The following is a 15,369-nucleotide window of genomic DNA, read 5'->3' as shown; positions in this document are numbered from 1 at the left end:
AAAGTGCAGGTCAGCCGTCGATTCCGCGTCCCGGCGGGACAGCTGTGGGTGGTCCGGGCCGAGCGCCTCGGCCAGTCTCTCCACCATGCTGCTCAACGAACTGGACGCACTGCCCACGCTGTGGGAGGTGCAGGGCACGGTCGCCGCGCCCGTCGCAGCGGTCGCCGAGCTGCTCCTCGCCGTCACCGCGGGACGGGTCGGCGACGACAACCTGCTGGTGCTGGCCAGGGCTTCGGCAGCACGCCAGGGAGCGATGACCGTTGTAGCTGACGGACACACCTTCCGGGCCGAGCTGGCAGGGCACGTCGAGCCGGTGGAGATCCAGGTGGACGGCTGCAGGCTCGCAGTACAGAGCTGGTACGGCGGTGTTCACGCCGTCACTGCCTGCTCGACCGGCACGCGAGTCGTCCACCGTGTGCAGCGGGTCCTACCCGAGCATCCCGGGTTCGCGCCCGGCATCGCCGAGCTCGGAATGCGGACCCGGATGGCACGTGACCTGCAGCAGGTGCTGGCTGTCATCGCCGACCGCCTGGGCTGCTGACACGTGTCAGGGGCCGTGTCAGGGCTACGGCGGCCCGGTGTCAGGGCGGTCTTCGAAGCTGGTCGCAGTCAAACAAACTCAACGAATCCGAAAGGTACGACAATGTCTACTTTCAACACCCCCGAGCCGATCTCCGCAATCCTCGACATCCCCGCCGGCCGCATCGAGCTCGTCGCCGCCGACCGGGCCGACACCACCGTCGAGGTCCTGCCCGCCGACTCCTCCAAGAGCCGCGACGTGAAGGCGGCCGAGGAGGCCAAGGTCGCGTACGCCGACGGCGTACTGCGGGTCGAGATCACCGCGAAGAAGCAGTACTTCGGCCCGTCCGGCTACGTCGCGGTCAAGGTCGAGCTGCCCGCCGGCTCCAAGGTCGACGTGAAGGTCGCCAGCTCCGAGCTGCGCTCCACCGGCCGTCTCGGCGACGTGGCGATCAACAGCGCGCACGGCTCGATCGACCTCGAGGACGTCGCGAGCGCCAAGCTCACCCTGACCGCCGGTGACGTCTCGGTCGGCCGCCTCAACGGCCCGGCGGAGATCCGCACCAGCAAGGGCGACATCCGGATCGCCGAGGCCGCCGCCGGCGCGCTCGAACTGCGTACCGACGTCGGCGAGATCGAGGTCGGCGCCGCCGCCGGTGTCTCGGCCTCGCTGAACGCCGGCACCACCACCGGCCGGATCGACAACGCGCTCAAGAACGCCGAGGGCGCCGGCGCCCAGCTCACCATCCGCGCGACCACCACTGTCGGCGACATCGTCGCCCGCAGCCTCTGATCTCCAACTACCAATCGAAGGAGCACCCCACGATGTCCACCACCAACGGCTTCACCGAAACGGGTCTGCGCCGGCTGCACGACGTACTCGCCCGGCACGTCGACTCCGGGAAGATCCCCGGCATCGTCGCCCTGGTCAGCCGGGGCGACGGTGAGCCGCACGTCGAGACGCTCGGGACCATGCGCCACGACGGTGGCGCCCCGATGCAGCGCGACACCATCTTCCGGATGGCGTCGACGTCGAAGCCGGTCGCGATCTCGGCCGCGATGGTGCTGCTCGACGAGTGCCGGCTGCGGCTCGACGACACGGTCGAGCCCTGGCTGCCCGAGCTCGCGAACCGCCAGGTGCTGAAGCGGATCGACAGCCCGGTGGACGACACCGTGCCGGCGAAGCGGCCGATCACGGTCCGGGACGTGCTCACCTCGACCTTCGGGCTCGGCATGGACATGACGATGATCGGTACGCCGATCATGGGCGCCCTGTTCGAGCAGGGCATCACGCCGAACGGGCCGGTGCCGATGCCCGAGCAGGACGAGTGGATGCGCCGGCTCAGCACGCTTCCGCTGATGTACCAGCCGGGCGAGCGCTGGCAGTACCAGATCAGCAGCGACCTGGTCGGCGTACTCGTCTCCCGGGTCACCGGTCAGTCGTACGACGAGTTCCTGCGCGAGCGGATCTTCGAGCCGCTCGGCATGAAGGACACCGGCTTCTGGGTGCCCGGTGACCAGATCGACCGCCTGCCTCCGCTGTACGCGCCGGACCCGGCGACCGGCGAGTTCCAGGTGTGGGACGAGGCGGAGGGCGGCCGGCACAGCGCTCCGCCGGCGTTCCAGGGCGGTGGCGGCGGACTGAACTCCACCGCCGACGACTACCACGCGTACTTCCGGATGCTGCTGAACCACGGCGTCCACAACGGCGAGCAGATCCTGTCCAAGCCGGCTGTGGAGCTGATGACCAGCAACAGCCTCACTCCGGAGGTGCTGGCCGCACGCGAGACGCTGGCCCGGGACAACGTGCACATCTCGTTCGGCCAGGGACAGCAGGGCGGCTGGGGCTACGGGATGGCCGTCCGCACCTACCGGGGCGACTACGCGCCGGTAGGCCAGTTCGGCTGGGACGGTGGCGCCGGTACGTCGACGTACGCAGACCCGACCAACCAGATCGTCGGCATCCTGCTCACCCAGGTCGGCACGACGGTGCCGTCCGCGGTGCAGCTCGCGGGTGACTTCTGGACCACGCTCTACCAGGCCATCTGAGTACCAGCCGGCCGGACCGCTTCATGCAAGCGGTCCGGCCGACGGCTGTTTCAGCGGGCTGCCTGCTCGATGACGCGGGCGACAGTGCTCGAGTGCGACAGGGCGACCAGGTGCGATGCGCCCGGCACCTCCACGACCGTGGCGTGCGCGCGCTGGGCCATGAAGCGCTCCGCGGCCGGTGCGATCGCGTGGTCAGCGGTGGGGATCACGGCGTACTTCGGGAGTCCGGCCGGCGCGGTCGTCAGGACCTTCTCGTCGAACGCCGCCGCGTTGATCGGACGCTGCGAGGCACCGAGTACTGCGGCCTGTCGCGCGGGCAGGTCGGCAGAGAACACCTGGTGGAACGCCTCCGGCTTCACCAGCAGGTCCACACCGCCCGGGTAGGCGATCGTGCTCGTCGTGTCCGGCCCGAGCTCACTGCCCGGGTACTGCGCGTTGAGCGCGCCGATCGTCTCACCGGCCTGCGGGATGAACGCGGCGACGTACACCAGCGACTTCACTCCACTCGTCCCGGCCAGCTCGCTGACCAGCGCACCGCCGTACGAGTGCCCGACGAGCACCTTCGGACCGGGGATCGTGTTCAGCACGCCCTGCAGGTACGTCGTGTCCGATGCGATCCCACGCAGCGGTACCGCGGGGGCGACGACGGTGTAGCCGTCCCGCTGGAGTCGGCCGGCCACCTCGGACCAGCTCGCCGCATCGGCGAACGCGCCGTGCAGCAGAACGATGGTCGGCTTGGGCTTGTGCTCGGTCTGAGCGCTCGCGGTGGTGATGCCGGTGACGGTGATGACCGCCGCTGCGGCGACTGCGATCAGGTGACGGAGTCTCATGTCGATGTTCCCTTCGTGGTTGCTTGCCACAAAGGAAACCGCTGAACCCCGACCTGCCGGATCGAGCGAACAGGTGAACCTGTCAGCGCCGGATCACGTGTTCGGCGCCGCCGGTGCACCCGAATCTCATGCGTTCGGGGGAGGGCCGAACCGCTCCAGCACCAGACGGGTCAGCTGGACCCGCGAGTTGACCCCCAGCTTGCCGAACACGGCCCGCAGATGCGTCCCGACCGTGCTGGCCGACAGGACCAGCTCCTCGGCAGCAGACCGGTTGGTGTGCCCCTCGGCCACGAGCAGTGCAACCCGGCGTTCCATCGGGGTGAGCGCCTCCCACCCCTCCTGCGCTCTCGGCGGTACTGCGGCCCATCGTCGTCGCCGTACTCCGGCCGCCTGCAGCACTGCCTGGATCCGCCCGGCCGGCGCGGTGGCGCCCAGAGCGGTCAGACTGTCCAGCGCCCGCTCCAGCGCCGGGACACCGGTCTGGCGATCGCCGGCCGCCAGAGCAGCTCGGCCCAGGCGTTCCTCGGCCAGGGCGAGCAGCAGGGGTCGGTTCGCAGTACGTACCACTTCAACAGCCTCCAGCAATTCAGTGACATCGTTGCCCGCAGCCACGACCGCGAGTGCCCCGCGGCTTGCTGCGGACGGACTGAGCCGTGCCAGTTCATCGGCGGCATCGGCCTGCAGTAGAAAACTGATCCGGTCGGGGAAGTCCGGCCGCGTGACGGCCAACCGACCGACGGCCTTCGCATCGCCGTCCGCGATCGCCAGCAAGGTGGTGATGGTCGGATCGCTACCGGCGAGCTTTCTGGCGTGGGTCAGGTGACCGCGGGCCAGTGCGATGAGTGCAAGCACCTGGTCCGCCGCGGGCGCCAGCGTCCGGTCGTGCAACTGGTCCATCCAGCGCAGACCCAAGGTGGCAGCGCTCTCTGCTTCCTGCAGGTTGCCGGCGGCGTACTCAAGCCGCGCGCGCAACACAGCCAGCTGCGGAGCCGACCAGGAATCACCTGCGGTCGTCAGCTCACGAGCACGCTCCAGTGCGGCTGCCAGCTCGTCGGCCTCAGCGCGGCAGTACAACTCACCGACCTCGACCAGAGCGTCGGGCAAACTCCCCAGTCCGGTCTCCGCTTGCCGCGCAGCGACGTACAGGTCGCGGGCGTCGGCGTACCTGCCCTCAGCGCGGGCCTGCTCGGCCGCAGCGACCTGCAGGATCGCCTGCGCCACGGGGTCGTCCGATGCTCCGGGGACGTCTGCTCCAGCCAGCACACGGTAGGCCGCCAGTCGCGGGTCGCTGGGGCTGAGCTCCTGTACGTCGAGACGTTGATTACCCCACTGGTACGGCGCCAAATGCAGCCGGACCGTCGTCACCAGCTCAGGCGTGATCGGTCCGAGGTACAGCGCCGTACCGCTGAGCAGGTCGTCGGCGAACGCCTTCGCCCGGTCGTACTGGCGTGCAGTGAGCAGAATGCTCACCACCTCGACGCCGACCTCAGCACGCAGCGGATCGTCCACGCGTGTCAGCTCGAACGCATCCTGGATGATCTCCGCGGCTGTCGTCGCCATGGTGGCCAGCAGGTCACGCGCGGCTTCGCGCAGCGTCTCCACGGCAGCTACGTCACCGGATTGCGCGACCGCGAGCACATGCGGCGCCGCAGCAGCCGCACCGCGTCCCGCGGACATCAGCTGGTTCGCAATCGCGCCATGCAGCGCCCGCTGGGCAGATGGCGGTACGTCGGCCAGCGCGGCAGATCGCAGCAGCTCGTGGCGGAACCGCAGTACCGAACCGGCGTCCGTCAGCAGACCGGCCTGGATCGCCTCCTCCAACGGCGCTGCCAACCGGGCGACCGGCGCGGCCATCAGTACGGCGACGTCCTCGAGCCGGAACTCGCTCCCGAAGACCGCAGCGGTCCGCACGAGCTCACGACTCGATTCGGACAGACCGCTGGTACGACGGCGTACCCCTTCGACCAGGCCGGCTGGGAGCGGACCAGCGGCGTTCTCGTCGCTCAGGTATAGGCCGGCGACCAATTGCTCGGCCAGGAATGGGATGCCCTGCACACCTGCGAGCTGGACGGCGAGAGCGGGGTCGACCGGGTGATTCAACCGGTCCGCGGCGAGGTCCTGGATCGCGTCCGCGGTGAGTGGCTCGAGCGGAAGGTGGTGGACAGGGACCTGGTCGCCGACCGCGTCGATCAGCTGGTCGATCAGGTTGCCGGGGCGGCTGGCGAGGAGCCACAGCAGGTTGGCGGCCGAGAGGCGGGCGATGGCGACCCGCAGTACGAAGGCAGTGAGCGGATCGGACCACTGGGCGTCGTCCAGCACGATCAGCGTGCGGGTGCCGGCCAGGCGCCGGCCGACGAGGTCAGCGAGGCGTTCGGCCAGCCAGAGCGGCTGGGTGTTGAGTGACGCCAGCTCCAGGAAGTCCTGGGTAGCGATCAGCGGCTCCGGTCCAGCGCGCAGAGCGGGTGCGAGAGAGGCCAGCGGGCTGATGTTGTCGTTCTGGTGCGCAGCCGCACTGGTGACCAGGAAGCCCTGCCGCTCGGCCTGCTCGACCGCGGCCGCGAGCAGTGCCGACTTGCCGATCCCCGGTTCACCACTGACGACGGCGAGCGAGGCGCGACCGTTGCCGGCCGAGCGCAGCGCGTCGAGGAGCTCCCCGAGCTCCCGGGACCGTCCCCGCAGCGGCGCCACCGTGGATCAACCGCACCGACGGACGGCGAGGAGGGCGTAGGTGCGGGCGGCGTGCAGTACGTCGGCCAGCACCACGTGCTCGTCGGCGGCGTGGGCGTAGCGGACATCGCCAGGTCCGTACTGCAGCGTCGGGATGCCGGCCGCGGCGTACAGCCGGAGATCCGAGCCATAAGGAGCGCCTCGGACCTCTGGAGCCGGCCTGCCGGTGTCGATCACGGTCTGCACGGTATCGGTGAGCAGTGGGTCACCGTCAGGCAGGACCCCCGATGCGAACGCACCGCCCGGCCAGGTCACCTTGACCGGGTGATCGCGCAGCCATTCGTCCTCGATTCCGGCGACCGCGTCCTCGAAAACCTTGCGCGCTTCGTCGAGCGGTTCGCCGAGGCGTACGCCGTACCTGCCCTCGGCGATCAGGTGGTCGGGAACGGTGCTCGCCCAATCGCCGGCGGAGATCGTGCCGACGGACAACGGGTTGGCGAGGTCGAGGTGGGTGAGCAGCGGATGCGGGTCCTGATTGCGCTTGGCCTCAAGCTCCTGCAGGGCGTGCTGGATCACGGTGAACTTCTCGATCGCGCTCACGCCACGACTGCGCGTCGAGCCGTGGGTGGCTAGTCCAGGGACCTCCAGCCGGAACGTCAGCGAGCCGGCGTTGGCGGGGATCACGGCCTCGGCGGTCGGCTCCGCGATCAGGCACGCCTCGCCGCGATGACCGCGGCGCAGGGTCGCGAACGCGCCGAGCCCGCCGTCCTCCTCGCCGATCACCGTGTGCACCGCCAGCGGCTTGAGCAACCGGATGCCGGAGGCAACAATCGCCGCCACCGCGCCGAGGATCGCCGCGACGCCGCCTTTCATGTCACACGTCCCGCGCCCCCACATCACGCCGTCCTCGATCCGCGCCTCGAACGCATCACCCGGCACGACATCCACGTGCCCGTTGAAGATCAGCCCCGGCGTCCCGTCCTCACCGAGCAAGCCGACACAGCCCCAGGCCTCGTCCCGCTCGACCTCCATGCCCGGGAACTCCGGGTCAGAGGTCAACGCCTCGAGATCCAACCGCCAGTGGTCGACCGATACCCCGAGCGCGCCCAGCCGCTCAGCACACCACGCCTGTACGACGGTCTCGGCCGCGGTCCCGTCGACACTGGGAATCTGCACCAGGTCACGCAGGTCCGCGATGATCCGCTCGTCGTCGATCGCGGCCAGCACGGCCCGCTCGGCCTCACTCGTCATGCGCACATCATGCATCGAGCAGGTCGAGCACCCTCCGAGCGCCGTACTCGATCAGCTCGGCCGACCCGACGCGGTCATGGACGAACTCGGCGATGCTCACGTACGCCGCCCCGGCGCACAACGCGACCGCCGCCCGCCCGCCGGCCCGCAGCGCCGCCTCGACGAACAGCTCATCCACGCCTGGTGCGGCACCGTCCCGCGCCGCCGACGTCGCCAGCGAGATCAGGTCGTACGCCCGGGAGCCGGCACCAGCCGCCTCGATGTCGACGATCCCGGTGACGCGCCCGTCCTGGACGATGAGGTTGCCGAGGTTCAGGTCGCCGTGCACGAAGTCGTCGTCGGGCAGCTCCGCATCGCGGTACGGCCGGCAGAGCAACTCGTAGCGCCGGAGCAGATCACCGCCGTACTTGCTGACGCGTTCCCACACGCCGTCCCAGCCCTCCAGGACCACGCCGCGCGACCACGCCGACCAGCTGATCCCGGGCTCCGGCACGAGACCGCGCTGCAGCTCGCAGATAGCGATCAGCTCGCGGGCGAGTGACTCGTCGACCACCGAGTAGTCGCGCACCGGCGTACCGGACACGAACTCCTGCAGCTGGTACGGCGACCCCGCGGCCGTCGTACCCACGGTCAGCCAGGCAGGTGTCGGATACCCGACCGCACGGGCGCGGCGGACCAGCTCATCCGCCCGCCGTACCCGTGCTGCCCATCCAGGGTTGTCGGTCCACTTGAGGACGACACCGCCGGTGAGCTCGAACGCACCCGACTGGAACCCACCGGTCAGTTGCCGCACGAGCCGATAATCGGTGCCCAGGGCAACGTTCAGCTCGGCGACAACCGACTCGGTGGTGTCCATCAGGGCGTGAGGCGGTGCAGGTCGCGGGGGAACAGCGTGACCTCGCGGATGTTCTCGGCACCCGTCAGCCGCGCGACGAACCGCTCGAGCCCGATCGCGAATCCGCCGTGCGGCGGCATCCCGTGCTTGAACGCCTGCAGATACGAGCTGTACGCCGGTGCCTCCGCCGACTCGCCGCGGGCTTCCAGCGCCGCGACGTAGTCGGAGTACCGGTGCAGGCGCTGGCCACCCGTGACCAGCTCCATCCCGCGGAACAGCAGGTCGAACGAGTTCGACCACCGCGGGTCCGACGGCTGCGGATGCGTGTAGAACGGCCGTTTCACCATCGGGTAGCCCTCGACCGCGACGAACTCGCTGCCGTGCTCCCGCCGCGCCCACTCGCCGATCGCGCGCTCGTCGGCCGGCGCCAGGTCCGGCTCGTCCGGGTCCGCACCGGCGATCTTCAACGCCTCGCTGAAGTGCACCACCGGTACGTCGACCGGGATCTCGGGCAGCTCGACCTGGAGCCGCTCCAATGCGCCACCGGCCCGTTCGCCTACCGCAGCGAGCATTCCGGCGACCGCCGAGCGCAGCATCACCAGCACGTCGCGGTGGTCGGTGATGAAGCCGAACTCCGCGTCCAGCGACACGTACTCCGCCAGGTGCCGGACCGTGTCATGCGGCTCGGCCCGGAACACCGGACCGACCTCGAAGACCCGCTCGAACACTCCGACCATCTGCTGCTTGTAGAACTGCGGCGACTGCGCCAGGTACGCCGGTCCGCCGAAGTAGTCCAACGCGAAGACGTTCGCCCCGGACTCCGTCGCCGTACCGACGATCTTCGGCGTCTGGATCTCCGTGAAGTCCTGACTGCTCAGGGCCTCGCGGAATCCGTGCATGGCAGCCGCGGCGATCTCCCAACCGGCGCGGACCACTGGGTGCCGAAGAGCGACCGGTGCGTTGTCCAGTACGACGGGAAGCCCCGCGCCGACGGTCGGACGCCACAGCTCGATCGGCAGTGTGGCAGCCGGTTCGGTCAACGGCTCGATCACCGGGTCGACGATCTCCGCGCCGCCCGGAGCCTGCGGGTTGGCGGCGACCGTACCGGTCACCTGAACGACAGTCTCCTCACCCAGTTCGTCCAACAACTGGGCCTGTGTGCCCTTCACGACGATCTGGGCCAGGCCGGACCGGTCGCGCAGGATCAGGAAACTGACGGCTGCGAGCCGTCGTCTTCGGTGCACCCAGCCGGCCACCGTGACGGACTGGCCTACTGCTGAGGGGATCTCATGACTGAGAATGCGCATTGCTGTTTCACCTCCAGGTCTGTTCTCGAACCCCGGAGGTGTGGGCGAAGGGGAATCTCGCGGTGCCACCACACCTTCACCGGACCCGACGGGCCCGGCCTCTTGCACAGCAGTCGCTCGGGAGTGTCTTCGCCACCGCTCCACGTATCGCCTTCACAGCTACCGGCGACTCTCTCGAACGTGGTGTACGGCGCTACTCGGTTCCGTCAGCGCGAACAGTTCCAGGATAGGGGACCCGGCAACCCCATTTTGAAACCAGCACCGCTCACCGCCGGCTGGACGTCGGCGGGATCTGGACGCTGTCGGTGTCCTCGCGACCGCCGACCCGGGCGTGGACGGTGAGCGCGTTGTTCGACCCGGTGCCGGGCAGCCACGCGTTCCACTCCGAGTTGAGCGGCTTCTTGTAGTTGTTCGTCCAGCAGGTCGCGCGCCGGATGTCACTGGTCCGGTCACAGGTCCAGCCGTTGGCCCACGACGGCAGGAAGACCAGGTTGCGGCCCCAGGAGATGTCCAGGGTCACCTTCCGCCCGCTGGCGCCGTTGACCTGCAGGAACCGGTTGTAGACGAACGGGTTCGGGTCGGTCTGCGGTGTCGGCGTGAGGATCTGCAGCAGCGACTCGTCCTGCTGGACGGCCGGCAGCACGTCGGAGTCGGTGTCGCTGACCAGGTCGGCCGTCGCGGCCACCGTGAACGTCCGGGCCGCGTTCGACGAGTCATCCGGTACGTCGAAGTTCGCCGGCAGCGAGGCGGGACGGTCGGGGTTGGTCGCCGTACACGTCTTGGTGGAGGACGAGCACTTCCAGCCGGCCGGGTTCGCCGCGATCGGCCACTCGAGCTCGGAGCCGTAGCTGAGCTTGAGCGTCACCTTGGTCCGGTCGGTGCGCGGGGCAACGGTGATGATCCGGTGGTGGACGTCCGGGTCGGCCTTGCCGTCGAGGATCTTCAGCAGGTTCTCGTCCGTGCTCGGCTGGGCTGCCACGGTCGCCGAGTCGTCGTCGTAGAGGCGGCCGGTCTTGGCCGAGACGGTGAACGTGCGGTCCACGGCCGTGCCGCCGGTCGGGCCGCTGAAGGTCACCGGCAGGGCCGACGGTGCGGCCGGGTTGCTCGCCGTACACGTGCCGGCTGATGCGTTGCAGGTCCAGCCCGGCGGGTTACCGGTGAGCGGCCAGTCCAGCTCGGCGCCGTACTTGAGCCCGATCACCACCGGGTTCGGGTTGGCGGCCGGGGTCTTGATCGTGATCACGAACCGGATCCCGCTGGCGGCGCTTGCGGTCGTCTCCCGGTTGGCCGGGCTGCCGCCGCCGCTCGGCATGCTGATCGTCACCAGGGCCTCGTCGAACACCGGGGTGGTCGGCGTTGGCGTCGTTGGCGTCGGAGTGGGTGTCGTCGGGAGCGGCGTGGTCGCGGTCGGGGTCGGCGTGGCACTCGGCTGCGTCGGCGCTGTGGTCGGCGCGGTCGTGGGCGCCGTGGTCGGTGCCGTCGTCGGGTTGGACGCCGATGGCCGGGTCGACGGCGGTTTGACCGAGGGCGGCACGACCGGCGGGACCGTCGGCTTCTGCCCGGGCGGCTGGGTCGGCTGCTGTGTCGGGGGCTTCTCGATCGCCGCCTGCGGCTTGTCGTTGCCGGTCAGCGCCATGGCCGCGAGTACGGCGGCGATCGCGACGACCACGACCGCGCCGGCGCCCACCGCAGTACGCGTGCTGTTCTCGGTGGCCTTCTTCCAACCTGTGACGACGAAGCCGACCAGTCCGACCTTCGCGCCGGACGCAGCGGCCAGGTAGCCGAGGCCCGCGGTGCCCAGCAGGGCCGGGGCGAGCAGCGCCGGCAGAGCGCTGTTGACCTCGACGAGCTCGAGGTACACCGCGGTGCACTTCGCGCAGTCGTCCAGGTGCTCGCGGACGTTCCGGTTCTCGCGCTTGGTCAGACCGCCGCGGACGTAGGCGCCCAGGCGCTCGGTCGTCCACCGGCAACGGTCGCCGGCGACGTCGGCGAGGTGCTGCTGCAGGTACGCCTGGCGCAGACCCTCGCGGGCCCGGTAGGCCAGCGCGGACACACCGTTCGCGGTCAGGCCGAGCAGGGGAGCGATCGCGGCCGGCTTCTCGCCCTCGACCTCGGTGTGCCAGAGCACGGCCTGCCAGCGCTCGGGCAGGCTGGCGAACGCCTTCGCCGCCGCACCGCTCTCGAAGCCGGTGACGGTCGGGTCGTCGAACGTCTCCGGCTCCCGCTCGTACGACGCGATGTCGTCGGTGGACTGCACCTTCTTGCCGGAGCGGATCCGGTCGACGTGCACCCGCCGTACCGTCGTCAGCAGGTATGCGCGGAAGGAGATGTCCGGGCCGCCGCCGGCCCGGAGCGCGTCGAGGACCTTGGCGAACGCGTCACTGGCCAGATCGTCGGCGTCGTTGGCCGGCACGAGCTGGCGTGCCATCCGCTCGGCGGCGTGATGGTGCCGCGCGTAGAGCTCGCCGTACGCCTCGAGGTCACCGTTGCGGACGCGCGCGATCAGTTCGGCGTCGCCGGCAACATCCGGCTGGCCTGGCGGCGTGTCCATCGATCTCCCCGTGGGTCTGACTGTCAGTGCAGCAACGTGACGGTCCGTCACTTAGTTGCCGGAGACAAGGCTCCCACGTGAGACGGATTCGCGCACCATTCCTGACGCGGAATGGTGCTCCTTCTCTGACGAGATCGCCAGCCCAGAAGTTACGCGAAAAAACTTCTGGGAATCCGCGTCATGAACCGCGTCACGGTCTGTCTCTTCGGCGTACGACGCTTCCGGCCGACCGGTCGGGAGACTGACGGGGCTGTTTCGAGGAGGGCCATGTCGCTGTTCGCGGATCTCCGCAGACGGTTCGACCTGCGTCCGGCCAAGTCCCTGAACCTGGCGGGGTCGCCCGCCCGGACCCGGCCGGAAGCGTCGTCCATCACAAGCTCGGGGGAGCAACCGTGCGGTGGGAGGGATCCGCACGGCACAGCTGGTATCGACCACAGCGCCTATCTCGCGATCGCCGAGGCGCTACAGGACGGTGCCGATGTCGTGCCTGCATCCGACGAGGTCGGTCGCCGACTGGCGACCGACGGAGTCTCGCTGGTGGAGGCACTTGATGGGCTGAGTGCGTTGTACCGCTCGATCGCCGGGGGCGAGCCGGCCTTCGAAGCGGTACGCGCACTCAGTTCCAGCTGGGCCGAGGCATCCCTCGTCTACCTGCACTCGCTGTCCTGCGAGGACCCGCTGACCGGGCTGTCGAGCCTGGCGCACCTGCGGTCCCGGCTGGGAGAGCTCTACCGAGAGGCGGAGTTCCGTGGAACTTCCGTACCGCAAACCCATGCACTGGTGGTTGTCGAACCGCTCAATCCCGCGGGTACGTCGCCGTTCGACCGCGAACTCCGCCTCGTCGACGTCGCGGAATGCCTGCGGATCGTCTTCTGCGGCGGTGACGTACTGGGTCGCGTCGGCTCACGCCGCGCGGCGGCGCTCGTCGGCCGCGAGCCGAACCTGCCGGAGCAGGTCGCGACGGTACGAGCCCTGATCACGCAGTGGCGGCTGGACACCGACGTACCCCAGCTCGCCCGGATCTGGATCGAAGGTCTGCCCGGCACCGACGAGATGGCCGGGAGGTTGCTCGACGAGCTCGCCAGACCGTGAGACCTGCGTCCGGGCGCCAACAGGGGGGCGGCCGGGCGCATCAGTCCGACGGTGGATCGCCTAACACGGGGTGGGCGATCCACCGTCGCTCATGCACGTCCAACTGCTGCTCCGGCGTACTGCGGCCGCCCCCGCGTGCTACGCAGCCGCCTCTCGTCGCTGCGCTCCTCGGCGCGACTGCTCCACACGCTCCCACCCACCCCCGGCTCATCGCCGTGCATCCTTTCCGGCTATCGCCGGACCTGCCGGCTATCGCCGGGTTTGCCGGCTGCCGCCGGCGGTCTGCTCGCTGTCGCTCGCAGGTGACTACCAGGTGGGTGTGCTCTGTTGCGCGGACTGGTCTGCGGGCTGCTGGGGTCCACTCCCGCCGGCTCGTTGCCCTGGGCGACCACTCGGCGGGCTGCCCCGTGTGTGGAGCGGCCCGTCGAGTGGTGTGGGGTTATGCCGAGCGTTGACCCTCGGGCACCGCATTGGCGGGTGTTGGGATGGTGTCTGGTTCGGTGTGGATGTAGCGGGGGCCGCGGAAGACCGAGGCGGCCGCGCCTACCAACGACATGCCGATGGCGACCGCGAACACGATGACCAGACCATGGTGGAACGGTCCCGAGATCAGCTGCGGGAAGAACTGTTTGCTGGTCAGCGTCCCAAGGTCAGCGCCCTTGATGGCCGACGGTGGCACCGCGTTCAATGCAGTCCCGATCGGGTTGTAGCCGAGGAACGCGGCGAACAGACTGCCGACAGGCGGTTGGTTCCCGATGCCCGCGGCAACGGCTTGGGGGACGCCGTGGGCTCGTAGGCCGTCGGTCAGGACCTGGGGGAGGGTCTGCGCCAGCCCGGCGATCATCATCGTGAAGAAGACGCCGATCGACAGGGACGTACCCGAGTTGAGGAACGTGCCGCTCATGCCAGCCGCCGCACCCCGGCGGTTGGCCGGGACGCTGCTCATGATCGCGCTCGTGTTCGGCGCCGAGAACAAGCCGGAGCCAACGCCGTTCAGGACCAGCAACCCGGCAAAGGCCCAGTAGCTGAAGTCCGTCGGCAGCACCATGAAACCGGCGAAGCTCAACGTGACCAGCAGCAGTCCACCGGTCGCGAGGCTGCGAGCCCCGAGGCGATCGGAGAAGTAGCCGGATAACGGCCCCGCGACCAGGAACGCCACGGTCAGCGGCAACAAGTAGATGCCGGCCCACAGCGGCGTACTCGAGAAGCTGTAGCCGTGCAACGGCAGCCAGATGCCCTGCAGCCAGATGATCAGCATGAACTGCAGCCCGCCGCGGCTGATCGACGACAGCAGGCCGGCGAGGTTGCCGGCGGAGAAGGCCTGGATCCGGAACAGCGACATGTCGAACATCGGGTCCGTGATGCGCGACTCCACCACCCCGAACACGACCAGCAGTACGACGCCGCCGATCAGCCCGGACAGCACCCACGGATTGGTCCAGCCCATCGTGTGCCCGCCGTACGGCTGGATCCCGTACGTGATCGCGATCAGCAGCGCCGTCAGCCCGACCCCGAACAGGGCGTTGCCCCACCAGTCGATCCGGGCCGCGGACCTCGTGCTCGTCTCGCGCAAACTCCGGTACGACCAGACCGTGCCGAGCAGCCCGAACGGGACCGACACGAAGAACACCAGCCGCCAGTCGACCGGCGCGAGCACACCGCCGACGATCAGCCCGATGAACGAGCCGCCGATCGCGGCCACCTGGTTGATGCCGAGCGCGAAGCCGCGGCGATCCGCCGGGAACGCGTCGGTCAGGATCGCCGCCGAGTTCGCGAACAGCATCGCGGCGCCGACTCCTTGGACGACTCGCCACAGGATCAGCCAGAGCGCGCCGCCGCTCTGCGTCAGTGGATCGAACACCAGCGCCACCGAGCCCACCGTGAACACGGCGAACCCGAGGTTGTAGATCTTCACCCGGCCGTAGATGTCGCCGAGCCGGCCCAGCGTCACGACGAGGACGGCGGTGACGACCAGGAAACCCATCAGCATCCAGAGCAGGTAGCTGACGTTCCCCGGCTGGAGCGGGTCGAGCTTGATACCGCGAAAGATGTCCGGCAGCGAGATGATCACGATCGACGAGTTCACTGTCGCCATCAGGACGCCGAGCGTCGTGTTGGACAGCGCCACCCATTTGTAGTGCGGATGGTCACCTTCGACCGCGAAGCGGCGTACGGACTTGTCGCCTGAAACCACGGGTCACTTCCCCACAGAGGTGATTGCTTAGCAATGCTAAGTATATCTCGTACCCGGAGGCGATCCTCCGGTGG

At 69.3% G+C, this 15,369-nt stretch carries 11 protein-coding genes; 4 read left to right on the top strand and 7 right to left on the bottom strand.

From position 1 onward, the window contains the following. The first annotated feature begins 85 nt into the window (after window positions 1–85). From FDA38_RS32865 to FDA38_RS32855, 3 genes are all read left to right on the top strand, one after another. On the top strand, window positions 86–541 hold the full coding sequence (locus tag FDA38_RS32865) for a hypothetical protein (RefSeq protein ID WP_137258074.1): 456 nt from the start codon (window positions 86–88) through the stop codon (window positions 539–541). Window positions 542–643: 102 nt separating this feature from the next. Then, on the top strand, window positions 644–1,312 hold the full coding sequence (locus FDA38_RS32860; protein ID WP_137258073.1) for a DUF4097 family beta strand repeat-containing protein: 669 nt from the start codon (window positions 644–646) through the stop codon (window positions 1,310–1,312). 32 nt (window positions 1,313–1,344) lie between these two features. Beyond that, entirely contained in the window at window positions 1,345–2,568 is a 1,224-nt protein-coding gene (locus FDA38_RS32855) for a serine hydrolase domain-containing protein (RefSeq protein ID WP_137258072.1), read from the top strand. Window positions 2,569–2,618: 50 nt separating this feature from the next. Here the strand turns inward: FDA38_RS32855 and FDA38_RS32850 are convergent, their stop codons facing one another. The 6 genes from FDA38_RS32850 to FDA38_RS32825 all read right to left on the bottom strand — a co-directional run bounded on the left by FDA38_RS32850 (window position 2,619) and on the right by FDA38_RS32825 (window position 12,009). Further along, on the bottom strand, window positions 2,619–3,398 hold the full coding sequence (locus tag FDA38_RS32850) for an alpha/beta fold hydrolase (protein WP_137258071.1): 780 nt from the start codon (window positions 3,396–3,398) through the stop codon (window positions 2,619–2,621). Window positions 3,399–3,524: 126 nt separating this feature from the next. After that, entirely contained in the window at window positions 3,525–6,086 is a 2,562-nt protein-coding gene (locus FDA38_RS32845; RefSeq protein WP_137258070.1) for an ATP-binding protein, read from the bottom strand. A 6-nt stretch (window positions 6,087–6,092) separates the two neighbouring features. After that, a complete protein-coding gene (locus tag FDA38_RS32840) occupies window positions 6,093–7,316 on the bottom strand; it encodes an ArgE/DapE family deacylase (protein ID WP_137258069.1) in 1,224 nt (407 codons plus the stop codon). Between the two features lie 7 nt (window positions 7,317–7,323). Further along, window positions 7,324–8,172, bottom strand: coding sequence for a phosphotransferase family protein (locus tag FDA38_RS32835; protein WP_137258068.1), 849 nt, complete (start codon window positions 8,170–8,172; stop codon window positions 7,324–7,326). After that, window positions 8,172–9,458: an aspartate--tRNA(Asn) ligase gene (aspS, locus tag FDA38_RS32830; protein ID WP_137258067.1), complete on the bottom strand. Its 1,287-nt coding sequence runs from the start codon at window positions 9,456–9,458 to the stop codon at window positions 8,172–8,174. Before aspS ends, FDA38_RS32835 begins: the two co-directional genes overlap by 1 nt. Window positions 9,459–9,723: 265 nt before the next feature. Continuing rightward, window positions 9,724–12,009 (bottom strand): sigma-70 family RNA polymerase sigma factor, encoded by a 2,286-nt coding sequence (locus FDA38_RS32825; RefSeq protein ID WP_137258066.1) that lies wholly within the window; start codon window positions 12,007–12,009, stop codon window positions 9,724–9,726. Window positions 12,010–12,276: 267 nt separating this feature from the next. Between FDA38_RS32825 and FDA38_RS32820 the strand changes: the two genes are divergently transcribed. After that, window positions 12,277–13,101 (top strand): hypothetical protein, encoded by an 825-nt coding sequence (locus FDA38_RS32820; protein ID WP_137258065.1) that lies wholly within the window; start codon window positions 12,277–12,279, stop codon window positions 13,099–13,101. A 439-nt stretch (window positions 13,102–13,540) separates the two neighbouring features. Here FDA38_RS32820 and FDA38_RS32815 read toward each other — a convergent pair whose 3' ends face one another. Next, a complete protein-coding gene (locus FDA38_RS32815; protein WP_233715071.1) occupies window positions 13,541–15,295 on the bottom strand; it encodes an MFS transporter in 1,755 nt (584 codons plus the stop codon). Window positions 15,296–15,369 lie beyond the last annotated feature (74 nt).

This window comes from Kribbella jiaozuonensis, assembly GCF_005233875.1.
GTDB classification, from domain to species: Bacteria; Actinomycetota; Actinomycetes; order Propionibacteriales; family Kribbellaceae; genus Kribbella; species Kribbella jiaozuonensis.
Note: the sequence above shows the minus strand (reverse complement) of the source record. Positions and strands in the feature narration are given on the sequence as shown.